20 protein-coding genes are annotated in these 23,096 nt (G+C 69.9%); 8 read left to right on the top strand and 12 right to left on the bottom strand.

Going from position 1 to position 23,096, the window contains the following annotated elements; all coding sequences use genetic code 11:
* Positions 1-32: 32 nt before the first annotated feature.
* From CSX12_RS06635 to CSX12_RS06625, 3 genes are all read right to left on the bottom strand, one after another.
* On the bottom strand, positions 33-1,094 hold the full coding sequence (locus CSX12_RS06635; RefSeq protein WP_124895270.1) for a hemolysin family protein: 1,062 nt from the start codon (positions 1,092-1,094) through the stop codon (positions 33-35).
* On the bottom strand, positions 1,091-2,407 hold the full coding sequence (locus CSX12_RS06630) for a hemolysin family protein (RefSeq protein WP_017203213.1): 1,317 nt from the start codon (positions 2,405-2,407) through the stop codon (positions 1,091-1,093). Before CSX12_RS06630 ends, CSX12_RS06635 begins: the two co-directional genes overlap by 4 nt.
* 112 nt (positions 2,408-2,519) lie before the next feature.
* Positions 2,520-3,974: a GuaB1 family IMP dehydrogenase-related protein gene (locus CSX12_RS06625; protein WP_124895269.1), complete on the bottom strand. Its 1,455-nt coding sequence runs from the start codon at positions 3,972-3,974 to the stop codon at positions 2,520-2,522.
* A 160-nt stretch (positions 3,975-4,134) separates the two neighbouring features.
* On the opposite strand from CSX12_RS06625, the gene CSX12_RS06620 reads away from it, so the two are divergent.
* Positions 4,135-7,818: a multifunctional oxoglutarate decarboxylase/oxoglutarate dehydrogenase thiamine pyrophosphate-binding subunit/dihydrolipoyllysine-residue succinyltransferase subunit gene (locus tag CSX12_RS06620; RefSeq protein ID WP_124895268.1), complete on the top strand. Its 3,684-nt coding sequence runs from the start codon at positions 4,135-4,137 to the stop codon at positions 7,816-7,818.
* A gap of 66 nt (positions 7,819-7,884) precedes the next feature.
* Here the strand turns inward: CSX12_RS06620 and CSX12_RS06615 are convergent, their stop codons facing one another.
* The 3 genes from CSX12_RS06615 to CSX12_RS06605 are packed head-to-tail and all read right to left on the bottom strand — an operon-like array spanning position 7,885 to position 10,086.
* On the bottom strand, positions 7,885-9,189 hold the full coding sequence (locus CSX12_RS06615) for a GNAT family N-acetyltransferase (protein ID WP_124895267.1): 1,305 nt from the start codon (positions 9,187-9,189) through the stop codon (positions 7,885-7,887).
* A gap of 49 nt (positions 9,190-9,238) precedes the next feature.
* Positions 9,239-9,484: a zf-HC2 domain-containing protein gene (locus tag CSX12_RS06610; protein ID WP_017203218.1), complete on the bottom strand. Its 246-nt coding sequence runs from the start codon at positions 9,482-9,484 to the stop codon at positions 9,239-9,241.
* Entirely contained in the window at positions 9,481-10,086 is a 606-nt protein-coding gene (locus CSX12_RS06605; protein WP_241160604.1) for a sigma-70 family RNA polymerase sigma factor, read from the bottom strand. The genes CSX12_RS06610 and CSX12_RS06605 overlap by 4 nt, the downstream gene beginning before the upstream one ends.
* A 127-nt stretch (positions 10,087-10,213) precedes the next feature.
* Here CSX12_RS06605 and aroA point away from each other — a divergent pair, with 127 nt between their 5' ends.
* The 3 genes from aroA to bcp are packed head-to-tail and all read left to right on the top strand — an operon-like array spanning position 10,214 to position 13,087.
* On the top strand, positions 10,214-11,530 hold the full coding sequence (gene aroA, locus CSX12_RS06600; RefSeq protein WP_124895266.1) for a 3-phosphoshikimate 1-carboxyvinyltransferase: 1,317 nt from the start codon (positions 10,214-10,216) through the stop codon (positions 11,528-11,530).
* A 3-nt stretch (positions 11,531-11,533) separates the two neighbouring features.
* Positions 11,534-12,604 carry a ribosome small subunit-dependent GTPase A gene (gene rsgA / locus CSX12_RS06595; RefSeq protein WP_017203221.1) on the top strand — a complete coding sequence of 357 codons (1,071 nt, stop codon included), beginning with the start codon at positions 11,534-11,536 and terminating at the stop codon, positions 12,602-12,604.
* A 9-nt stretch (positions 12,605-12,613) separates the two neighbouring features.
* Positions 12,614-13,087, top strand: a complete 474-nt coding sequence (bcp, locus tag CSX12_RS06590; RefSeq protein ID WP_124895265.1) for a thioredoxin-dependent thiol peroxidase — start codon at positions 12,614-12,616, stop codon at positions 13,085-13,087.
* A 45-nt stretch (positions 13,088-13,132) separates the two neighbouring features.
* Here the strand turns inward: bcp and CSX12_RS06585 are convergent, their stop codons facing one another.
* Entirely contained in the window at positions 13,133-13,519 is a 387-nt protein-coding gene (locus CSX12_RS06585) for a hypothetical protein (RefSeq protein WP_124895264.1), read from the bottom strand.
* Between the two features lie 231 nt (positions 13,520-13,750).
* On the opposite strand from CSX12_RS06585, the gene CSX12_RS06580 reads away from it, so the two are divergent.
* Entirely contained in the window at positions 13,751-13,999 is a 249-nt protein-coding gene (locus CSX12_RS06580) for a WhiB family transcriptional regulator (protein WP_017203224.1), read from the top strand.
* A 64-nt stretch (positions 14,000-14,063) separates the two neighbouring features.
* Here CSX12_RS06580 and CSX12_RS06575 read toward each other — a convergent pair whose 3' ends face one another.
* The gene (locus CSX12_RS06575; RefSeq protein ID WP_017203225.1) at positions 14,064-15,548 is read right to left on the bottom strand and encodes a PAS domain-containing sensor histidine kinase; all 1,485 of its coding nucleotides are present in this window, start codon (positions 15,546-15,548) and stop codon (positions 14,064-14,066) included.
* A 24-nt stretch (positions 15,549-15,572) separates the two neighbouring features.
* Positions 15,573-15,956, bottom strand: coding sequence for an Rv3235 family protein (locus CSX12_RS06570; protein WP_017203226.1), 384 nt, complete (start codon positions 15,954-15,956; stop codon positions 15,573-15,575).
* A 133-nt stretch (positions 15,957-16,089) separates the two neighbouring features.
* Between CSX12_RS06570 and CSX12_RS06565 the strand changes: the two genes are divergently transcribed.
* Positions 16,090-16,698: a hypothetical protein gene (locus tag CSX12_RS06565; protein WP_124895263.1), complete on the top strand. Its 609-nt coding sequence runs from the start codon at positions 16,090-16,092 to the stop codon at positions 16,696-16,698.
* On the opposite strand, the gene CSX12_RS06560 is transcribed toward CSX12_RS06565, so the two are convergent.
* Positions 16,686-16,964 (bottom strand): helix-turn-helix domain-containing protein, encoded by a 279-nt coding sequence (locus CSX12_RS06560; protein ID WP_017203228.1) that lies wholly within the window; start codon positions 16,962-16,964, stop codon positions 16,686-16,688. The two genes, CSX12_RS06565 and CSX12_RS06560, sit on opposite strands and share 13 nt — an antisense overlap.
* A 100-nt stretch (positions 16,965-17,064) precedes the next feature.
* Here CSX12_RS06560 and CSX12_RS06555 point away from each other — a divergent pair, with 100 nt between their 5' ends.
* Together CSX12_RS06555 and CSX12_RS06550 are read left to right on the top strand one after the other, a co-directional pair.
* Positions 17,065-17,685: an SAF domain-containing protein gene (locus CSX12_RS06555; protein WP_124895262.1), complete on the top strand. Its 621-nt coding sequence runs from the start codon at positions 17,065-17,067 to the stop codon at positions 17,683-17,685.
* Positions 17,682-18,965 (top strand): P-loop NTPase, encoded by a 1,284-nt coding sequence (locus CSX12_RS06550; protein ID WP_124895261.1) that lies wholly within the window; start codon positions 17,682-17,684, stop codon positions 18,963-18,965. Before CSX12_RS06555 ends, CSX12_RS06550 begins: the two co-directional genes overlap by 4 nt.
* On the opposite strand, the gene CSX12_RS06545 is transcribed toward CSX12_RS06550, so the two are convergent.
* Both CSX12_RS06545 and secA read right to left on the bottom strand, forming a co-directional pair.
* The gene (locus CSX12_RS06545; protein WP_017203231.1) at positions 18,856-20,082 is read right to left on the bottom strand and encodes a pyridoxal phosphate-dependent aminotransferase; all 1,227 of its coding nucleotides are present in this window, start codon (positions 20,080-20,082) and stop codon (positions 18,856-18,858) included. The two genes, CSX12_RS06550 and CSX12_RS06545, sit on opposite strands and share 110 nt — an antisense overlap.
* Before the next feature lie 67 nt (positions 20,083-20,149).
* On the bottom strand, positions 20,150-22,951 hold the full coding sequence (secA, locus tag CSX12_RS06540; RefSeq protein ID WP_124895260.1) for a preprotein translocase subunit SecA: 2,802 nt from the start codon (positions 22,949-22,951) through the stop codon (positions 20,150-20,152).
* Positions 22,952-23,096 lie beyond the last annotated feature (145 nt).

Below are 23,096 nucleotides of genomic sequence, written 5' to 3'. Positions count from 1 at the left end.
GGGGTCGGCGGCCGTCGTCGAATGAGCCGGACTCAGCGCCCGCGGAAGCGACGGGTAGCGTCCTGCACCTCACCGACCAGTTCCTCCAGGATGTCCTCCAGGAAGAGCACCGCGGTCGTGTTGCCCTGGGCGTCCCGCACCTTGGCCAGGTGGCGACCCGCCCGGCGCATGACCGCCAGCGCGTCCTCCAGATCCGTGTCCTCCTGCACCGGCACCATGTGGTGGATGCGCTTGGCCGGGATGGGCTCGACCATCTTGACCTCCGCATCCGGCCCCTCGGACGCCCGGAGGATGTCCTTCAGGTGCACGTAGCCGATCGGTGCGGCATCCTCGTCCACGATCACGTACCGCGAGAAGCCGTAGCGCGCCACCGCCTTCTCGATGTCGTCCGGAGTGGTCGACTGCGGCAGGGTCACCAGGTCGCTCAGCGGCACGGCCACATCCCTGGCCTTCTTGTCGGTGAACTCGACCGCCGCCGTGACCGTGCCGGCGGTGTCCATGAGGACACCCTCGCGACGGGACTGGCTGACGATGGTCGCGACCTCGTCGAGGGTGAACGTGGACGCCGCCTCGTTCTTCGGTTCGACGCGGAACAGCTTCAGAACGCCGTTCGCCGCCGCGTTGAGCACCCAGATCACCGGCATGAACACCTTCGACACCCACACCAGCGGGGGTGCGAGGAGCAGCACCGCACGGTCGGGGACCGAGAACGCCAGGTTCTTCGGCACCATCTCTCCGAACACCACGTGCAGGAACGACACGATGAGCAGCGCGATCGTGAATGAGACCGCATCGACCGCACCGTCCGGCCAGCCGAGGGCGTGCAGCGGCACGGCGAGCAGGTGGTGGATCGCCGGTTCCGACACGTTCAGGATCAGCAGCGAGCAGATCGTGATGCCGAGCTGCGAGGTGGCGAGCATGAGCGTCGCATGCTCCATCGCGTACAGCGCGGTCTTCGCCGCGCGCGACCCCTGCTCCGCGCGGGGCTCGATCTGCGACCGTCGCGCGGAGATGACGGCGAACTCCCCGCCGACGAAGAAAGCGTTCGCGACCAGCAGCACGACCAGCCAGGCGAGTCCTCCCCAATCGTTCATCGGGTGGCCTCCTCTTCGGCGTCGACGGGTCTCGGAACGTAGCGCACCCGATCCACGCGGCGGCCGTCCATGCGGACCACCTGCAGGGTGCCGCTGTCGAGGGGGACCTCGTCGCCGACCGACGGGACCCGCTCGAGGACGCTCATGACGTAGCCGCCGACCGTGTCGTAGACATCACCCTCCGGCACCTCGACGCCTGCGCGACGTCGCAGCTCGTCCGGACGCAGTTCGCCGGGGAACGTGATGCCCTCGCGGTTGCGGATGACGCCGGCGCGCGTGCGGTCGTGCTCGTCGGAGACCTCCCCGACGAGCTCCTCCACGAGGTCCTCGAGAGTCACGAGTCCGGCGGTTCCGCCGTACTCGTCGACCACCACGGCGAGCTGGTAGCCCCGAGCTCTGAGTTCCGCGATGAGGCCGTCGACGTGGGCGGTCTCGGGAACCCGGAGCGGCTCCGTGGCCAGGGCGCCGACGGGCACCTCGCCGCGGCGTTCGCGGGGCACCGAGATCGCGGCCTTGAGGTGCACGACCCCCATGATGTCGTCGAGGTCGTCGTCGTACACCGGGAAGCGGCTGTGCCCCGTGCGGCGGGCGAGCTGGATCACGTCGTCCACCGAGTCGCCGGCGGCGATCGCGTGCATGCTCGGGCGGGCCGTCATGACGTCCGCGGCGGTGAGCCGGGAGAACGACAGCGTGCGATCGAGGAGGGTGGCCGTATCGGCTTCCAGCACGCCGGCGCTGGCCGAGCGACGGACGAGGGACGAGAGCTCCTCAGCGCTGCGCGCGCCGGAGAGCTCTTCCTTCGGCTCGATCCCCATGCTGCGGAGAACACCGTTGGCGCTGCCGTTGAGCACGACAACGGCCGGCTTGAAGATCGTGGTGAAGGCCGTCTGGAACGGGACGACGAGCTTCGCCGTCGCGAGCGGCAGCGCCAGCGCGAAGTTCTTGGGCACGAGCTCGCCGAGGATCATCGACAGCACCGTCGCGACGAACATCGCCACGACCGTCGCGATGGGCGCGACCGCCGCCTCGGGGATGCTCCAGGCGACGAGGGTCGGACGGAGGAGGTTCGACAGTGCCGGCTCCATCGTGTATCCGGTGAGCAGCGTCGTCAGCGTGATGCCGAGCTGGGCTGCCGAGAGATGCGTCGAGGTGTGCTTGAGGGCGCTGATCGTGAGCGAGAGCCGCGATTCGCCGCGAGCCTGGCGAGCCTCGAGGTCGGCGCGGTCGAGGTTCACCAGCGCGAACTCACTGGCGACGAAGAGACCGGTGCCGACCGTGAGCAGGAGCCCCACGCCCAACATGATGTAGTCCATCAGCGGTTCCCCTCCGAGGAGAGAGGCGGACAGTGGGGCGATGTTCTACAACTGGGAGGGTCGTCCATTATGCGGACGATTGTACAGAACGCGGCTGGGTCTGCGCTCGCGATCACCAGCTGACCGGCAGCGCCTTGCCCTCCTCGTATCCGGCCGCCGACTGCAGACCGACCAGTGCTCGATCGTGGAACTCCGGCACGGAGGACGCGCCGGCGTAGGTGAAGGAGGAGCGCACGCCCGAGGTGATCATGTCCAGCAGGTCCTCGACGCCCGGCCGCAGGGGGTCGAGGTAGATCTTGGACGAGGAGATGCCCTCGGCGAAGAGCTCCTTGCGCGCGCGCTCGTACGGGTCCAGCCGCCCGAAGCGCGCCTGCACGGCCTTGGTCGACGCCATTCCCCAGGACTCCTTGAACAGCCGCCCCTCGGCATCGCGCTGGAGTTCGCCCGGCGCCTCGATCGTCCCGGCGAACCACGAGCCGACCATGACGGACGCCGCACCCGCGGCGAGGGCGAGCGCCACATCGCGGGGGTACCGCACGCCGCCGTCGGCCCAGACATGCGCGCCGACCTCTCGGGCGGCCTGGGCGGTCTCGAGCACGGCGGAGAACTGCGGCCGACCGACCGCGGTCATCATGCGGGTCGTGCACATCGCACCGGGCCCCACCCCGACCTTCAGGATCGTGGCGCCGGCGTCGACGAGGTCGACGACGCCGTCGGCGGTGACGATGTTGCCCGCCACGATCGGCAGACCCAGGTCGAGATCGGCGACGGCGCGCAGTGCCCGCAGCATGCCCTCCTGGTGGCCGTGCGCGGTGTCGACGACCAGGACGTCGACACCGGCTGCCGCCAGCGCCTTGGCCTTCGCGGCGACATCGCCGTTGATGCCGACGGCTGCCGCGACCGCGAGGCGACCATCGGCGTCCACCGCCGGCGCGTAGAGCGTGGACCGGAGGGCGCTGCGGGCGCTGAGGGTGCCGACGAGGTGACCATGGTGCACGACCGTCACCATCTCGACGTCCGCGTCGGTGATGACGTCGAACGCGTGGCGCTCCGAACCGATGTCGTCCGCGTCGATGGACGGCGTGCCGCGGTGCACGAGGTCGCCGAGCTGCGCGTCGGGCAGAGCGGTCGCGAGGCGTGTCGCGGGCAGGACGCCGACGATGCGGTCCACGTCGAACGGCGCGGAGCCGTGCGCGACCACGATCCCGTGCCCCGGCGCCGCGGGCAGCAGGCGCAGCGCGTCGGCGACCGAGGCCTCCGGCGGGAGGACCAGCGGGGTGTCCCACAGCACCGGCTGCGCCTTCACCTCGCGGATCGCGGAGTCGAGGTCCTGCAGCGGCAGGTCCTGGGGCAGCACGCCGAGCGCACCGCGCCGGGCCAGCACCGCGGCGATGCGGGGCCCGGTGACCGAGTTCATGTTGGCGGCGACCAGCGGAAGGGTGGCCGGGGTGCCGTCGAGCGGTGCGAGGTCCACCTGGAGACGGCTGGTGACGCCTGAGCGGCGCGGCACCAGGAACACGTCAGAGTAGGTCAGATCGACGGTCGGCTGCGCTCCAGAGAACTCCATGTCTCCACGGTACTCAGAACACGCGCGGGCGGGCGCACGGCTTCGACGATTCCCTCCGGGAAACACGTTAGGCTTGGTGGTCGAGAGCGTGCGGACCCGAACGCATCCTGCGTCGACGGCCGCATCAGAGAGCTTCAGCGATGAAAGAGGGCGATAGAGCGTGTCGAACCAGGTGACCGGCGTCGGCGGCGACGGGGGGTTCGGAGCCAATTCCTGGCTCGTCGAAGAGCTCTACGAGCAGTTCAAGGTGAACCGCGACTCGGTCGACAAGGAGTGGTGGCCGATCCTCGAGAAGTACCACTCGGAGGTCTCCGCTTCAGGATCGGGCGCCCCCTCCACGGGTGAGCAGCCGGCGCACCCGGTGACCGCCCCCATTCCCGTGATCGGCTCGCAGCCGGTGGCTCGCACGACGGCGAAGCCCGCGGCGTCCGCTCCGATCCCGGCCCAGGCGCCCAAGCCGGCGCCGAAGGCCGAGGCAAAGGAAGCACCGGAGCCCGCCGAGGAGGACAAGGTCACTCCCCTGCGCGGCCTGCCGAAGACCCTCGCCGCGAACATGGACGAGTCCCTGACCGTCCCGACCGCGACCAGTGTGCGCACGGTCCCGGCGAAGCTGATGATCGACAACCGCATCGTCATCAACAACCACATGGCCCGCACCCGCGGCGGCAAGGTCAGCTTCACCCACCTCATCGGCTGGGCGCTCATCCGCACCCTCGACGAGTTCCGCAGCCAGAACGTCTTCTACGCAGAGATCGACGGCAAGCCGTCCGTCGTGGCGCCGGCGCACGTGAACCTCGGCATCGCGATCGACCTCCCCAAGCCGGACGGCACCCGCGCCCTCATGGTGCCCAGCATCAAGCGCGCCGACACGATGACCTTCACCGAGTACCTCTCCGCGTACGAGGACCTGGTCACCCGCGCGCGGGGCAACAAGCTCACGGCCGCCGACTTCCAGGGCACCACCGTCTCGCTGACCAACCCGGGCGGGATCGGCACCGTGCACTCGGTGCCCCGTCTCATGAAGGGCCAGGGCTGCATCATCGGCGCCGGCGCCCTCGAGTATCCCGCCGAGTTCCAGGGCGCGAGCGAGAAGACGCTCAACGAGCTCGCGATCGGCAAGACGATCACCCTCACCAGCACCTACGACCACCGTGTCATCCAGGGCGCCGGCTCCGGCGAGTTCCTGAAGAAGGTGCACGAGCTGCTCATCGGCCAGCGCGGCTTCTACGACGACATCTTCGCTGCGCTCCGCATCCCGTACGCGCCGATCCGCTGGAACCCCGACATCGCCGTGGACCTCGCCGAGCGCGTGGACAAGCAGTCCCGCGTCCAGGAGCTCATCAACTCCTTCCGCGTGCGCGGACACCTGATGGCCGACATCGACCCGCTCGAGTACCGGCAGCGCTCGCACCCCGACCTGGAGATCGAGAGCCACGGGCTCACCTTCTGGGATCTGGACCGCGAGTTCGTCACCGGCGGTTTCGGCGGACGCCGCGTCGCCAAGCTCCGCGACATCCTCGGGGTGCTGCGCGACTCGTACTGCCGCACGCTCGGCATCGAGTACATGCACATCCAGGACCCGGAGCAGCGCCGCTGGTTCCAGGAGAAGGTCGAGGTCAAGTACCAGAAGCCCGGCCACGACGAGCAGCTGCGCGTGCTGCGCAAGCTCAACGAGGCCGAGGCGTTCGAGACCTTCCTGCAGACCAAGTTCGTCGGCCAGAAGCGCTTCTCCCTCGAGGGCGGCGAATCGCTGATCCCGCTGCTCGACGAGGTGCTCCAGGGGGCGGCGACCGCCGGACTCGAGGGCGCCGCGATCGGCATGGCCCACCGCGGTCGCCTGAACGTGCTCACCAACATCGCCGGCAAGACCTACGGACAGGTATTCCGCGAGTTCGAGGGCACGCAGACGCCGGGCAATCAGCGCGGCTCGGGCGACGTGAAGTACCACCTCGGGACCGAGGGCACTTTCGTCGCCGACGACGGCTCCTCCCTCCCGGTGTACCTCGCCGCGAACCCCTCGCACCTCGAGACGGTCGACGGCGTGCTGGAGGGCATCGTCCGCGCCAAGCAGGACCGCAAGCCGATCGGCACATTCGCCTGGCTGCCAATCCTTGTGCACGGCGACGCGGCCTTCGCCGGCCAGGGCGTCGTCGTCGAGACGCTGCAGATGTCGCAGCTGCGCGGCTACCGCACCGGCGGCACGATCCACGTGGTCGTGAACAACCAGGTCGGCTTCACCACGACGCCGAACGACGGTCGCACCTCGATCTACTCGACCGACGTCGCCAAGACGATCCAGGCCCCGGTGTTCCACGTGAACGGCGATGACCCCGAAGCCGTCATCCACGTGGCGCAGCTCGCATTCGAGTACCGCGAGCGCTTCCACCGCGACGTCGTGATCGACCTCGTGTGCTACCGCCGACGCGGCCACAACGAGGGCGACGACCCGTCGATGACGCAGCCGCTGATGACCGACCTGATCCAGGCCAAGCGCTCCGTCCGCCGGCTGTACACGGAGTCCCTCGTCGGCCGCGGCGACATCACCGAGCAGGAGTACGACGAGGCGAAGGCCGACTTCCAGAACCGCCTCGAGATCGCCTTCGCCGAGACGCACGCCGCCGAGACGGGCGCAGTCCCGGTGACCTCGGAGGAGCAGCCCGCCGAGGAGCAGGTCGGTGCCCCGGACGTCACCGGCGTCCCCGGCGAGGTCATCCGACTGATCGGCGACGCCTTCGTCAACAAGCCGGAGGGCTTCACGGTCCACCCCAAGATCCAGCAGCTGCTCGAGAAGCGGCTCGACATGAGCCGCAACGGCGGCATCGACTGGGGCTTCGGCGAGCTGCTCGCCTTCGGGTCGCTGCTCGTCGAGGGCACGCCCGTGCGTCTGGCCGGACAGGACGCGCGCCGAGGCACCTTCGTGCAGCGGCACGCCACGCTGCACGACCGCGCCAACGGCCAGGAATGGCTGCCGCTGTCGAACCTCTCCGACGCGCAGGGCCGGTTCTTCGTGTACGACTCGCTGCTCAGCGAGTACGCCGCGCTCGGCTTCGAGTACGGGTACTCCGTGGAGGCCCCCGAGGCCCTCGTGCTCTGGGAGGCGCAGTTCGGCGACTTCGTGAACGGTGCGCAGTCGGTCATCGACGAGTACATCTCCGCGGCCGAGCAGAAGTGGGGCCAGCAGTCCAGCGTCACCCTGCTCCTCCCCCACGGATACGAGGGCCAGGGACCGGACCACTCGTCCGCCCGTATCGAGCGCTTCCTGCAGCTGTGCGCGCAGGACAACATGATCGTGGCGCGGCCGTCCACGCCGGCGTCGTACTTCCACCTGCTGCGTCGCCAGGCATACGCCCGCCCGCGCAAGCCGCTCATCGTGTTCACACCGAAGGCGATGCTGCGTCTGCGCGGTGCGACGAGCCCCGTCGAGGCCTTCACCCAGGGCCGCTTCGAGCCGGTGATCGACGACGATCGCGGTCTCGACCGCTCCGCCGTCCGGCGCGTGCTCGTGCACTCCGGCAAGGTGCACTGGGATCTGCGCGCCGAGCTCGAGAAGAACCCGAACCCGGCGGTCGCACTCGTCCGCCTCGAGCAGATGTACCCGACGCCGATCGATGAGCTCAAGGCGATCACGGACTCGTACCCGAACGCGGAGCTGGTCTGGGTTCAGGAGGAGCCGGAGAACCAGGGCGCCTGGCCGTTCCTGGCTCTGGCCTTCGCCGACGTCCCGGGCGACCGGTCGTTCCGTCCGGTGTCGCGTCCCGCTTCGGCATCGCCGGCGACCGGATCCTCGAAGGTCCACGCCGCCGAGCAGGCCGCACTGATCCGCGCGGCGGTCACGGTCGACTGACCCTCTCCCACGACGAAGGGCGCCCCGGCTTCGGCCGGGGCGCCCTTCGTCGTGTCGGGACCGAGGTCAGTACCAGATGTCCAGTGACGGAGCAGGGAAAGCGGCGAAGGCACGGTCGAGGGCGACCACGGACGCCGGAGACGCGTCGATGCGGCCGGCTCCGTGGAGGGCAGCGGCCCGCACACCCCCGACGTACAGCGCCGAGAGCGCGGACACGTCGAGGGTGATGTCCGGCTCGGAGCCTTCCTCCCCCGCCTCGACCGTCGCCGCGCCCGCTCCGTCGACCCGCAGACGCCACGTCCCCGCGGTGAAGCCGAGCGCGTCCTCGACGCGCAGGATCGTGTCGATCGGCGCCGAGTAGCGGCGCGCCATGAGTGCGGTGGGGAGGTCGAGGATGCGCAGCCATCCGTGGTCGTGCACCACCTGCACGACCCCGCGCGGATCGGTCACCAGCCACGGCAGCGGATCGTCGACCGGACGCAGGTCCGCCGTGACCTCGTCCACCAGGTCGTGCTGCACCGCGAAGCGCCACAAGGCCGCGACGGCCTCCGGCGTCTCGCCGACGAGCAGACGCACGTGCAGGGAGAACCGGAACGAGTCGCCCCGCTCGCTGAGCGCGAAGCTCAGGACACCCCGGACCTCTCCCTCCGCGTCGAGGTAGCGCACGCCGCGCACCTTGTCGCGATCGGATTCGTTCGAAGCGAGGCCGCCCAGCCCTGCCCAGCGGGCGGCCCAGCCCGGAACCTGTCCTGCACGGGTCGTCCGGGCGCGCTCATGCACGGCGCTCAGCTCTTCCGCGAGCCGCTCGCGCTCCACGTACTCCACCCGCCCCGGGGGCACCGGTCCCGCCCATCCCGCGCGCCGGACGTCGACTGTGAAGTGCGAGACAGGCACCGCGGCCCCGAACCCGTAACGGCCGTAGATGGTCGCCTCGGAGACGGTGAGACCGGCGACCGCGACCCCGCTGTCGGAGGCGGCACGGAGCTCTCCCTCGAGCAGGGAACGAGCGATGCCGCGCCGTCGGTGGGTGCCGGCGACCGTCACGCCGCTGATCGCCCACATGTCGATCTCGCCACCGGGGATCGTCAGCGGCGTCACCCAGGAGTCGATCGTCGCCACCGGGAGCGCACCGCTGTCCGCACCGCGTTCGTACACGCCGATTCCCCGGCGGCTCCGCACGGTGGGAGCTCCTTCGGCGAGCACCGCCTCAGTCGGGTCGCCACCCAGGAACCCTCTCGCCATCGCCCGCTGGAAGGCGGTCAGTCGAGCGGAGTCCTCGGTATCGACGACGCGATAGTCGAGCCCCTCCGCGGCGAGCCGGTCGACGGAGGTCTGGTCGGCGGGGATCCCGCGTGCATCGATGAGGGCCATGAGGACAGCCTACGGTCGTCCACGGACACCCTCCGGCGCACGCCGGGGGTCAGTGCTGGGCGGCCTGGACCTCGCGGAGGCGGGCGAACACCTGATCGCGCAGCTCTTCGGGAGCCGTCTCCTTGCACGCGCGGGCGATCACCTCGGTCAGCGTGGTGGCGACGAGAGCCTCGTCCCGGCAGGACGGGCAGTTCTCCAGGTGCTCGCGGATCTCGGTGTGCTCGGTCTTGCACACCTCGTTGCGGAGGTACTCCTCCAGATCCTGACGGGCCTTGTCGCAGCCGCAGTCGCTCATCTCTTGCTCCTCGTGTCAGCCGCGGCGATGCCCCGCTCAGCGGCGTACTCTGCCAACAGCTCCCGCAGCATGCGCCTGCCACGGTGCAGACGGCTCATCACGGTGCCGATGGGGGTCTTCATGATGTCGGCGATCTCCTGGTACGCGAAGCCCTCGACATCGGCGAGGTACACGGCCAGACGGAAGTCCTCGGGAACGGCCTGCAGCGCATCCTTGACCACCGACGCCGGCATGCGGTCGATCGCCTCCGCCTCGGCCGAGCGGCTGTGCGACGCGGTCGTCGACTCCGCCCCGCCCAGCTGCCAGTCCTCGAGCTCGTCGATCGTGCCCTGGAACGGCTCGCGCTGCCGCTTGCGGTAGATGTTGATGTAGGTGTTCGTCAGGATCCGGTAGAGCCACGCCTTCAGGTTGGTCCCCTGCGAGAACGTGGACCACGAGCCGTACGCCTTGACGAACGTCTCCTGGACGAGATCGGCGGCGTCGGCCGGATTGCGCGTCATGCGCATGGCCGCCGCGTAGAGCTGGTCCATGAAGGGGAGCGCCTGCTCCTCGAACTCGCGCCGAGGGTCGCCGACGGTGTCTGCGGTTGCGGTGTCATCCATCACCGGCCAGTCTAGGCCGCTGAGGTCGATCACCTCGCGCTCCAGCGTCGCCGTCATTCGCTCTCCTTCTGGTCGGAAGCCTCGTCTTTCGCGACGAAGCTCCGTGCGTTTACTAAGGTGAGAACCGATGAGCGCTGACAGGTATTCCCCCACCCGAGTGCAGGGCGCCTACTCCGCGCCCACGATCGACGAGCCCCTGCACGCGGAGCTCACGATCCCCGGCTCGAAGTCGCTGACGAACCGCGAACTGATCATCGCCGCGATCGCCGACGGTCCCGGTCGACTGATCGCCCCGCTGCACTCCGACGACTCCGCCCGCATGGTCGACGCCCTCCGCGCTCTCGGTGTCGGCATCCAGGAGGTGGACGCCGGCAACGAGTTCGGGCCCGACCTCGTGATCACGCCGGCGAAGCTGCACGGCGGCACGACCGTCGACTGCGGACAGGCCGGCACCGTGATGCGCTTCATCGCCCCGCTCGCCGGCCTCGCCGAGCACGACGTGCACCTCACCGCGCACGAGACGGCTCTGCACCGTCCGATGGGCGGCCTGATCAGCGCGCTGCGCGACCTGGGCGTCGACATCGACGACGAAGGCACCTGGGCGCTCCCGTTCACGATCCGCGGTCACGGTCGGATCCGCGGCGGTCGCGTCGAGATCGACGCGTCCGCGTCCAGCCAGTTCGTCTCGGGCCTCCTGCTCGCCGCTCCGCGGTTCGATGTCGGACTGCACCTGGTCCACACCGGAGAGCACCTGCCGAGCCTCCCCCACATCGACATGACCATCGAGGCGCTGAGCCGACGCGGCATCCGCATCGAACGTCCGGCGGTCGGCGAGTGGCTCGTCGAGGCGGGCGTGCCGCGCGCGAAGGAGATCGCCATCGAGCCCGATCTCTCCAACGCCGCCCCGTTCCTCGCGGCCGCGCTCGTCACGGGCGGCTCCGTGTCCATCACGGGGTGGCCCGCGCACTCCACGCAGCCCGGCGCCCTCCTGCCGGACCTCCTGCAGGCCGCCGGCGCGCATGTCGGCCGCCACGGCGGCACCCTCACGGTCCGCGCCGGCTCCGCCATCCGGGGGCTCGACCTCGACCTGTCCGCAGCCAGCGAGCTCACGCCGACCCTGGTCGGCCTCGCCGCCTTCGCCGAGTCGCCGACGACGTTCCGCGGGATCGGACACATCCGCCTGCACGAGACCGACCGGATCGCGGCGCTCATCCGCAACATCCGCGCGCTCGGCGGCGAGGCGGAGGAGCTCCCCGACGGACTCCGCGTCATCCCGCGCCCGCTGCGCGGCGGCACCTGGGCGGCGCATCACGACCACCGGATGGCCACGACCGGCGCGCTCATCGGCCTGCGCGTCCCCGGCGTCGAGATCGACGACATCGGCACCACCGCGAAGACCCTCCCGGAGTTCACGATGCTCTGGGAGCGGATGCTGCGAGGCTGACGGATGAGCTGGCTGGACGACACCGACGACCTCGACGACGATTTCGAGGACTTCGACGAGAGCAGCATCCGCACCCGCCCCAACCCCAAGGCGAACCGGCCGCGCACGAAGCGCCGACCCGCGCACGAGGACGCCGAGATCGGACGCGTGCTCGGGGTCGACCGCGGCCGCTACACGGTGCTGCTCGGCGAGGACACGGACCAGGAGCGCACGATCACGACGACCAGGGCTCGCGAGCTGCGACGCACCCCGATCGTGACGGGGGATCAGGCGCGCGTCGTCGGAGACACCTCGGGCGACGAGGGCACGCTCGCGCGCATCGTCGGCATCGTCGAGCGCACCTCCCTCCTCCGCCGCAGCGCGGACGACACCGACCAGGTCGAGCGCGTCATCGTCGCGAACGCCGACCAGATGCTCGTCGTGGTCGCCGCCGCCGACCCGGAGCCGCGCGCACGACTGGTGGACCGCTACCTGGTCGCAGCGCTCGACGCGGGCATCCGGCCGCTGCTGGTCGTCACGAAGACGGACATCGCAGACCCGACCGAGTTCCTCACGCACTTCGACGGGCTCGACCTGCGGGTGTTCACGAGCGCTCAGGACGAGATGCCGGTCGACGAGATCGGCGAGGCGCTGGTCGGCCACTCCACGGTCTTCGTCGGACACTCCGGCGTGGGCAAGTCCACGCTCGTCAACGCCCTCGTGCCGAGCGCGGGGCGGGCGACCGGCCATGTGAACCAGGTGACCGGTCGCGGCCGCCACACGTCGTCGTCCACGGTCTCCCTGCGCTACCAGGGCGCCGCCGGGACCGGCTGGGTCATCGACACCCCCGGTGTGCGCTCTTTCGGTCTCGGGCACGTCGATCCGGCGAACATCCTCGCCGCCTTCACGGAGCTCGCGGTGATCGCGGAGAACTGCCCCCGAGGGTGCACACACCTCGCGGACGCCCCGGACTGCGCCCTCATCGAGGCGGCGGAGCGGGGCGAGCTGGGCGAGACCGGACGCGCGCGCCTCGACTCCCTCCAGCGCCTGCTCCAGACCTTCGCGGACAAGGCGGAGCAGCCGCCCGGCCGATAGGCTGAGGGGGTGACTCAGCGCCTGGAACCCGGAACCGCCGCCCCCGACTTCGCTCTCCTCGACCAGGACGGCAACACCGTCCGTCTCGCGGATCTCCGCGGTCAGAAGACGGTTCTCTACTTCTACCCGGCCGCGATGACCCCCGGCTGCACGACCGAGGCCTGCGACTTCCGTGACAGCATCTCGTCGCTCCAGGGCGCCGGCTATCGCGTCATCGGCGTCTCCCGCGACGACCCGGCGACGCTGACGACGTTCCGCGAGCGCGACGGACTCACCTTCCCGCTCCTCAGCGACCCCGACCATGCCGTCCACTCCGCCTACGGAGCCTGGGGCGAGAAGATGAACTACGGCAAGCTCGTCGAGGGCGTGATCCGCTCGACGTTCGTGCTCGACGAGCAAGGGACGATCACCCTCGCCCAGTACAACGTCAAGGCCACCGGTCACGTCGCGCGACTGCGCAAGCAGCTCGGCATCGACGCCTGAGCGCTCCGCACCCCAGCGGTCGCGGCTCGGTCGGAGCCGACGGGCTCACTCCGCCTCGCGGCGCTCCCCTTCGCGGCGCGCGCTGGAGATCAGCAGCACGAAGCCGACGAGCGCGGGAAGCCCCACGCCGAGGACGAACGTCCACGAGACCGGCCGCAGCGTGAGCGCGGCCAGCGCCAGCGCGACCGCCAGCACCTGGAACACCACTCCCCCGGAACGCGCCCAGGAGCGGCCGGCGCGGGTGCCCAGCGCGAACGCCACGAGGGCAGCGGCTCCGATCAGGGTGAGCACGATCAACGCGACAGCGGTCGGGAGCGACGCCGCGTCACCGGCGCCCAGACCGACCAGCTCGATGATCGCGAAGACGAGGAGCGCGAGCGCCTCCAGGCCGAGGACAGCCGCTGCCGCGAGAGCCAGTCCAGGTGCGCGCACGGTGTCTCCCGGGGATCGATGACAGAAGAAAACCCTTGATTTCGGGGTTTTCATGTAACAGAATAGAGAAAGTCATGTGCTCCCACAGCGGCGTGGGGCGAGCATTCACACTCGCATCACAATTCGCGGGCATCCGCCCGCATCTCAACAGGGTAGCGGAACCCGAACCGCCGCTCGAATCCGAGGGGTCGCTTTGCGACATCTCACGAAAATCCACACCGAGGAGCCCCCATGGACTGGCGCGATAAGGCCGCCTGCCTGACTGTCGACCCCGAGCTGTTCTTCCCCGTGGGGAACACCGGACCCGCCGTCGACCAGATCGAGAAGGCGAAGACCGTCTGCGCCACCTGCACGGTCACCGAGATCTGCCTGCAGTACGCCTTGGAGACGAGCCAGGACTCCGGCGTCTGGGGCGGTCTCTCCGAAGACGAACGTCGCGCCCTCAAGCGTCGCGCCGCCCGCGCTCGACGCGCCTCCTGATCATCCCGGAAGCGGCCTGAGATCCACTCTCAGGCCGCTTCCGTCTGTCCGGCCCCTGCGGCGCTCAGCGCTCCAGCCAGCGCAGCGGGATGTCGATGACGACCTCGGTGCCCTCGCCGTCGGTGCCGTGCCACTCGATCGTGCCGCCGAGCTCGCCCTGGATCAGGGTGCGGATGATCTGCGTCCCGAGCCCCTGGCCGATCCGCCCCTCCGGCAGCCCGAGTCCGGTGTCGCGGACGGTCACCCGCAGGTTGTCCTCGGTGCGCTTGGCATCGATCGTGACGACGCCCTCCTGCCCGGCGAGACCGTGCTCCACGGCGTTGGTGACGACCTCCGTGAGCGCGAGAGCGAGGGGCGTGGCGTACTCGCTCGGCAGCACACCGAAACGCCCCGTCGACTGCGTGCGCGCGCGGGTGTTCGGAGCGGATGCCACCTCGGCGACCAGCTTGAGCACCCGGTGGAAGACCTCGTCGAAGTCCACCTTCTGGGTCAGGCCCTGCGCCAGGGTGTCGTGGACGACGGCGATCGCGTCCACGCGACGCATGGCCTGCGTCAGCGCGTCGCGCGCCTCGTCGGAGTGCGTCCGGCGCGCCTGGATCCGCAGCAGCGACGCCACGGTCTGGAGGTTGTTCTTCACCCGGTGGTGGATCTCGCGGATCGTCGCATCCTTGGTGATGAGCTCCTGCTCCTGATGGCGAAGCTCCGAGACGTCTCGGCAGAGCACGATCGCGCCGATGCGCGTGCCGTGGTCCTTCAGCGGGATCGCGCGCAGCGACACCGTGACGCCGCGGGCTTCGATGTCGGTGCGCCACGGCGCCCGACCGGTGACCACCACGGGGAGCGACTCGTCGACCTGCCGGGAGGGCGGGACGAGCCGCGTCGTCACCTCGGCGAGCGACTCCCCCTCCAGCTCGTCGTCGAAGCCCATGCGGTTGAACGCGGAGAGCGCGTTGGGGCTGGCGAAGGTCGTGATGCCGTCCACGTCGATGCGGATGAGGCCGTCCGATGCACGCGGCGCCCCCCGCCGAGGGGAGGTCGGAGCCGCCAGGTCGGGGAAGCTGCCGTCGGCGATCATGCGGAACAGGTCGTTGGCGCACTCGTCGAAGGTGATCTGCTGACGCGACGGCGTGCGCACCTCGCCCAGGTTCGTGTGCCGGGTCACGACGCCGATGACGGTGGCGGGCGCGTCGGCCGCGCGCCGCTCGCTCACGATCGGCACGGCACGCACCCTCGTCGGGGTTTCCTCGAACCAGTCCGGCGAGGAGGAGTCGACGATCTCGGCGGACTCGAAGGCGCCCTGCACCTGGGTGCGCCACTGCGGACGGACCCGCTCGCCGACGATGTCCCGGTAGAAGAGCGTCGCCGCACCGCTGGGCCTGGCATGGGCGACGGCGATGAACGACCCGTCGTCCGTCTGGATCCAGATCACGATGTCGGCGGAAGCCAGGTCGGCGAGCAGCTGCCCGTCCCCGGCCAGGCGGTGAAGCCATTCGACGTCGCTGTCGGTCAGGAGGCCCTGCTCATGGGCGAGATCACTGAGGGTTGACACCTGTCCAGCCTACGGTGACATCCGTCACAGGATCGCCAGGGACGTGGCGCGCCAGCGCCGGTCGATGCCCTCGAGCCGGATGGCGACGGCTCGTGTGCGCCCGGGGCCCGCGACGACGACCGCCGCTTCGATCACGCCGTCGACGGGTTCCGTGACGCGTTGCGCCCGGATCTCGAACTGCGGACGCCGGGGTGCCACGCCGCGCGCGCTGCGCGCCCTGGCGGAGAGGTTGGCTCTGACGACGAGGCTGCGGAACGCGTCTTCGCTGAACCAGCGCGCGAGCTGATCGACCTCCCGCACACCCGCGAGGACCTCCAGCACGCCGTGGGTCAGGCTGCGCAGCAGCGGTGCAGGATCCGGCAGTTCACTGGTCGGGGTGGGCTGGGGTGCGAAGTACTCGTGCGGCATCGTGTCGATCTCTCGGTCGGGGAGGTCTGCGAGGCCGTCAGTACAGCACCGGGTCGCCGGTCCGCGGGCCGCCGCGGCAGAAGAATGTGGATAACTCGTACATCCCGCACGCCCGTCGCCTACGCTCTGTCGGATGCACTGGGACCGCCTGTTCGAAGACCTCGAGGGTCAGCTCGCGTCGGAGTGGGAGGCCGAGCGCGCCGTGCTCGATGCCGAGTCCGAGCGGCTGCGCATCGCACGGCTGGAACTGCGCTCCCGCCTGCGCGTGCTCTGCGGCGCCGAGGCCGACGCGACGATCGAACTGCGCAACGGGCGTCGGCTGCCGGTCACCCTCCGCACGCTCGGCGCGGACTGGGTCGCCGCATCATCCCGCAGTTCCGGGGACGGGCACCCTGAGCAGTCCTCCGTGCTGTTCCCGCTCCATGCGATCGTCGGCGTCGCGACGGACCACGGCCTGCTCCTGGCGAGCCTCGAAGCCGCCGAGTCGACGGATCGCACCCTGCGGGAGCGGATGACGCTCGGCTTCGTGCTGCGCGACCTCGCACGTCGCCGCATCCCCGTGCACCTCAGCACTCCCCTCGCCGACGTGCACGGCACGATCGATCGTGCCGCCTTCGACCACCTCGACATCGCGGTGCACGACCCCGACGAGCCGCGCAGGGCCGGAGCCGTGCGCGGGTTCCGCATGATCCCCTTCGCGTCGCTGGTCGCGGTGCAGGCGTCGAGCGATCAGATGCCGTGAGCCGAGGAGACTCCCCAGACCTCCGGGAAGCTGGCAGCCTGGGACTGGCGCCACAGCGCCATCCTCCGTGCGTTCTCGGACTCCTCGGCCAGGTACCCGTCCAGACTGGATTCCTCCACCCGCCAGCGCCCCGGCGACCCGAGCTGCGCGCCGCGGAGCCGCCCCTCGTGGAGCAGGTCGATCACCTCGCCCACCTCGATGCTCAGCAGCTCCGCCACTTGGGCGGGGGCGAGGAAACGCGGCGCGCGGGCAGAAGGGGGTGCCATTCCCCCATTGTCGTCCCGGACGCCCCGGCGCCCGCTCCCGCCCGCGTCATCCTGTGGATAACCGGATCGGCGCCGGCGACGTTTCTGTGACGATGTCGCCATGGCTTCCCTCTCCCGGTCCCGACGTGCGTTCTGGGGCGACATCCGCTTCCTCGTGGGCATCGCCCTGGTGCTGCTCTCGATCGCCGCCGTCTGGCTCATCGTCGCCGCCGCGGACGATGCGAGTCCCGTCCTCCGCGCCCACCGCACCATCACGCAGGGCGAGGCGCTCACCTCCGACGACTTCCAGGTCGTCGAGGTGGGGCTCGGGGCGCTCGCGGACGACTACCTCGCCCCGGAGGGTCTGGAACCGGGCCAGGTGGCCGCACGCACCATCGCGGAGGGCGAGCTCGTCCCGGCGCGCGCCCTGACCGCGGCGGACCGCCTCCGCACCACGACCGTGGTGATCGAGAGCGGCACCGGAATCCCCGAGGACGTGCAGGCGGGCACCGCGGTCGAGGTGTGGAGCGCACCGCTGCTCGAAGACGGTCGCACGTTCGACGTCCCGCGCATCCTCGTCGCGGATGCCGTCGTCCGCGAGGTGCTTCGTCCCGAGGGCGTCCTGGCCGACACCCGCACCAGCCTCGAGGTCGTGATCGGCAGAGCGGACGTCGCCGACGTGCTCGCGGCGGTGACCGGCGGCGCCACGCTCTCGGTGGTTCCCTCGGAGTCCGGAGAGTGACGGCCGTCGTCGTGGCCATCCCGCAACCGCGGGCGGACGAGCTCGCCGCGGAGCTGGAGCTCGAGGGCGTCGTCGTCCTGTCGGTCGTCGGGACGCCTGCCGCTGTCGGAGCGGAGCTGCTGTCGGGAGCCGGTGCCATCATCGTGCCCGCCTCGCGCGCCGTCCTGACGGCGGACCTGATCGCGACGTGCGATCGCGCTGGCGTGCGCATCATCGCGCTCGGCGGAGCGGACACCCGGCTGCTCAGCCGTCTCGGGCTGTCGGCGTCCCTCCCTCCCGACGCGGCGGGGTGGCAGGTGGCGGAGGCGCTGGCGGCGGACCCGGAGCCGACGACCGAGGGGCCCGCCGCGCGGGCACCGCGTCGCGTCATCGCCGTCTGGGGGCCTCAGGGCGCACCCGGACGCTCCACCGTCGCGATCCAGCTCGCCGTGGAGCTGAGCAGGCGCGGCCGCAGTGTCGGTCTCGTCGACGCCGACACCGTCGCGCCGTCCCTCGCGCTGCTCCTGGGGCTCAGCGACGACGCCCCCGGCACGGCTGCGGCGTGCCGTCGGGCTGAGCGCGGCGTCCTCGACGCAGCGGAGCTGACCAGACTCGCGACACGGATCGGCGCCGGCGCCGGCGAGTGCGAGGTGCTTCCCGGCATCAACCGGCCGAGCCGATGGCCGGAGCTGTCGGACGCGCGTCTGCGCGCGGCGCTCATGGCCTGCCGGGACTGGGTCGATGACACGGTCGTCGATGTGGCCGGCGCCTTCGATGCGGACGACGAGCTCACGTACGATCTGACCGGCCCCCGACGGCATGCGGCCACCTCTGCGGTCCTGCGGGAAGCGGATCTGATCGTCGCGGTCGCGACGGCGGATCCGCTGGGCATCAGCAGGTTCCTCCGCGACCACGCCGAACTGCGGCGGCTCACGTCCCCGACGCCGCTCGTCGTGGTCGTCAACCGCGTCCGCCACGGACCCCTGGGCATCGATGCGCGCGGGCAGGTGCGCAGAACCCTGGAACGGTTCGGAGGCATCGACGACGTCGTCTTCCTGCCGTTCGACCAGCGGGCGACGGACGCCGCCCTGCTGCATGCGAGGCCGATGTCCGAGGTCGCGCCGCGGTCCGCCTTCGTCGCCGCCGTGCGCGGCCTCGCCGCGTCGCTGTCCCCCGAAGGGCCGACGACGACTACTGCCGGTAGCTCGCGAGGAAGTTCCCCAGCCTTTCGACGGCTTCGCTCAGCACTCGCGGCTCGGGGAGGGTCACCAGGCGCAGATGGTCCGGGGTCGACCAGTTGAATCCGGTGCCCTGCACGAGCAGGATGTGCTCCGAGACGAGCAGGTCGTAGACGAGCTTGGCGTCATCCCTGATCTCGTGCACGTTCGGGTCCAGACGCGGGAAGGCGTACAGCGCTCCCTGCGGCTTGACGCAGGAGACACCCGGGATCGACTCGAGCCCTTCCCAGGCGATGTCCCGCTGCTCGTGGAGGCGACCGGTCGGCGCGATCAGCGCGTCGATGGACTGCACGCCCGAGAGCGCGGCCTGCACCGCGTGCTGCGCCGGCACGTTGGGGCAGAGCCGGGTCGACGCCAGCAGCGTGATCCCCTCGATGAAGCCCTTGGCGTGATCCTGCGGGCCGGTGATGACCATCCAGCCGGAGCGGTAGCCGGCCACGCGGTACGTCTTCGAGAGCCCGTTGAAGGTGAGGCACAGCAGGTCGGGGGCGAGCGTCGCGGTCGGGATGTGCACCGCGTCGTCGAACAGGATGCGGTCGTAGATCTCGTCCGACAGCAGGAGCAGCTGATGCTCGCGCGCGATCTGCACGAGTCCTTCCAGGATCTGCCGCGAGTACACCACACCCGTGGGGTTGTTCGGATTGATGATCACGAGCGCCTTGGTGCGCGGTGTGATCTTCGAGCGGATGTCCTCGAGGTCGGGCTGCCAGCCGTCTTCCTCGTCGCAGAGATAGTGCACGGGGGTTCCGCCGGCGAGGCTGGTCATGGCCGTCCACAGCGGGTAGTCGGGCGCCGGGATCAGCACCTCGTCGCCCTCGTCCAGCAGAGCCTGCATGGTCATCGTGATGAGTTCGGAGACGCCGTTGCCGAGGTACACGTCGTCCGGATCGAACCGCGGGAAGCCCTCGATCTGCTCGTAGCGGCTCACGACGGCTCGGCGTGCCGAGATGATGCCCTTGCTGTCGCTGTAGCCGTGCGCGGTCGGCAGCGCCGCGAGCATGTCGTGCACGATCTGGTGGGGAGCGTCGAACCCGAAGATCGCCGGGTTGCCCGTGTTCAGCTTGAGGACCTTGTGCCCCTCCGCTTCCAATCGCGCCGCCTCGACGAGGGCGTTTCCGCGGATCTCGTACAGGACGTTCTTGAGCTTCGACGACTGGTCGAAGTTGCGCATCGGGGTCATCGATCAAGCCTACAGCGACGAAAGGAGGGCCAATCCACACGGACTGGCCCTCCTTCTCGGCGCGTGACTACTTCTTCTTCTTGCTCTGCGCCCGACGCTGCTCGCGGTTGCCGGCGGCGGGCGGCTCGGCGTCCGTCCGCTGCCCGAAGGCGCCGCGCGGCGCCTCTTCCGGCTCGGCCTGCGGAGCCTGAGCGCGCGCGGCCGCCTGGCGGACGCGATCCGTCGCCGCCTGCTGCACCTGCCCGCGGTCGTTGCGGACCTCGACCTCGCCCGCGTCGTTCGCCGCGGAGTACTCCAGGCGCTGCTCTCCGCCGCCCGTGGCGAGGCCCTTGGCCTCGACCTCGGCGGTGTCGGAATCGCCCGCGCGGCGGACCTCGACCTCGAGGTTGTAGAGGTAGCCGACCGACTCCTCCTTGATCTGCCCCATCATCGACTGGAACATCGCGTACCCCTCGCGCTGGTACTCGATGAGCGGGTCGCGCTGGGCCATCGCACGCAGGCCGATGCCGTCCTTGAGGTAGTCCATCTCGTAGAGGTGGTCGCGCCAGCGGCGATCGAGCACCTGCAGCACGACACGACGCTCGAGTTCGCGGGTGGCGGCCTCGCCGAGGGACTCCTCGCGCTTCTCGTACGCGATCTTCGCGTCCGAGAGGAGCTCTCGCGTGAGGCCCTCCGCCGTGATGCCGCCCTTGCGGCCCGCGGCCTCGGAGACGACCTCGTCGATCGTCACGCTGACGGGGTAGAGCGTCTTGAGCTCGGTCCAGAGGGCGTCGAAGTCCCAGCTCTCGTTGTGGCCCTCGCCGGTGTGGTCGCGGACGACGCCGCTGATGGCGTCCTCGATGAAGTGCTGCACCCGGTCGGCGATGTCGTCGCCCTGCAGGATCTGCCGACGGTCGGCGTAGATCGCCTCGCGCTGACGGTTGAGGACGTCGTCGTACTTGAGGACGTTCTTGCGCATCTCGGCGTTGCGCGCCTCGACCTGGGACTGCGCGCTGCGGATGGCGCGGGACACGAGCCCGGACTCGATCGGCACGTCGTCCGGGAAGTTGGTGCGCGCGAGGATGGCCTCGGCGGCGCCCGACTGGAACAGGCGCATCAGATCGTCGGTGAGGCTCAGGTAGAAGCGGCTCTCACCGGGGTCGCCCTGACGGCCGGAACGACCGCGCAGCTGGTTGTCGATGCGACGGGACTCGTGGCGCTCGGTGCCGAGCACGTACAGACCGCCGGCCTCGATGACCTTGGCGGCCTCCTCGGCGACGACCTCCTTCATCGCCTCGTACGTCTCGTCCCATGCGATCTCGTACTCCTCGGGCGTCTCGACGGGGTCGAGACCCTTGCCCTTGAGTTCCTGCACCGCGAGGAACTCGGCGTTCCCACCGAGCATGATGTCGGTTCCACGACCGGCCATGTTGGTCGCGACGGTCACCGCACCCAGACGTCCGGCGCGGGCCACGATCTCCGCCTCGCGGGCGTGGTTCTTCGCGTTGAGCACCTCGTGCTTGATGCCCTTCTTGGCGAGCAGTCGCGAGAGGTACTCGCTCTTCTCGACGCTGACGGTGCCGACCAGGACCGGCTGGCCGTTCGCGTGGCGCTCGGCGATATCCTCGACGACCTGGGCGAACTTCGCGGTCTCGTTCTTGTAGACGAGGTCGGACTGGTCCTTGCGGATCATCGGCTTGTTCGTCGGGATCGGGATCACGCCGAGCTTGTAGGTCGACATGAACTCCGCCGCCTCGGTCTCGGCGGTACCGGTCATGCCGGCGAGCTTGTCGTACAGGCGGAAGTAGTTCTGCAGCGTGACGGTCGCGAGGGTCTGGTTCTCGGCCTTGACCGGCACGCCCTCCTTGGCCTCGATGGCCTGGTGGATGCCCTCGTTGTAGCGGCGCCCGACGAGGATGCGGCCGGTGTGCTCGTCGACGATCATGACCTCGTCGTTCATCACGACGTAGTCGGTGTCCTTCTTGAACAGGGCGAGCGCCTTGATCGAGTTGTTCAGGAAGGAGATGAGCGGCGTGTTGGCGGACTCGTAGAGGTTGTCGATGCCGAGGTAGTCCTCGACCTTCTCGATGCCGGGCTCGAGCACGCCGACGGTGCGCTTCTTCTCGTCGACCTCGTAGTCCTCACCGGCGACGAGGGTGCGAGCGATCTTCGCGAACTCGGCGAACCAGCGGTTGGCCTCGCCCGACGAGGGGCCGGAGATGATGAGCGGGGTCCGCGCCTCGTCGATGAGGATCGAGTCGACCTCGTCGACGATCGCGAAGAAGTGCTCGCGCTGGACGAGGTCCTCCTTGCGCCACGCCATGTTGTCGCGCAGATAGTCGAAGCCGAACTCGTTGTTCGTGCCGTAGGTGATGTCGGCGGCGTACTGCTCGCGGCGCACCGCGGGCGTCTGGCCGGAGACGATGATGCCGGTGGTCATGCCGAGGGCGCGGAAGACGCGACCCATCAGCTCGGCCTGGTAGCTGGCGAGGAAGTCGTTGACCGTGATGACGTGCACGCCCTTGCCCGCGATCGCGTTCAGGTACGCGGGCAGCGTGGCGACGAGGGTCTTGCCCTCACCGGTCTTCATCTCGGCGATGTTGCCCAGGTGGAGGGCGGCGCCACCCATGATCTGCACGTCGTACGCTCGCATGCCGAGGGTGCGCTTGGCGGCCTCGCGGACGGCGGCGAACGCCTCCGGCATCAGCTGATCGAGGGTCTCGCCCTTCTCGTACCGCGCGCGCAGCTCGGTGGTCTCGTTGCGCAGTTCGTCGTCGGTGAGCTTGGAGATGTCCTCTTCCAGCGCCCCCACTGCCTTGACGACCTGATTCAGGCGGCGGATGACGCGCCCTTCACCGGCGCGCAGCAGCTTCTCAAGAGGATTGGCCACGGATGTCATCTCCCTGTCAGTGGGTAAATCGCCGGCCGCCGGTGAACCCGACGCCAGGCATGCTTTGCCATGTTACCGGCCTGTGACCTGCACGTCGCCTGCAAGACCGGACAGCGCGTCGTGCAGCGAGGTTGCCGGGTATCCA

The sequence above is a fragment of the Microbacterium sp. Y-01 genome (genome assembly GCF_003856715.1).
Taxonomy (GTDB): domain Bacteria; phylum Actinomycetota; class Actinomycetes; order Actinomycetales; family Microbacteriaceae; genus Microbacterium; species Microbacterium algeriense.
This window is presented reverse-complemented; position numbering and strand designations above follow the sequence as displayed.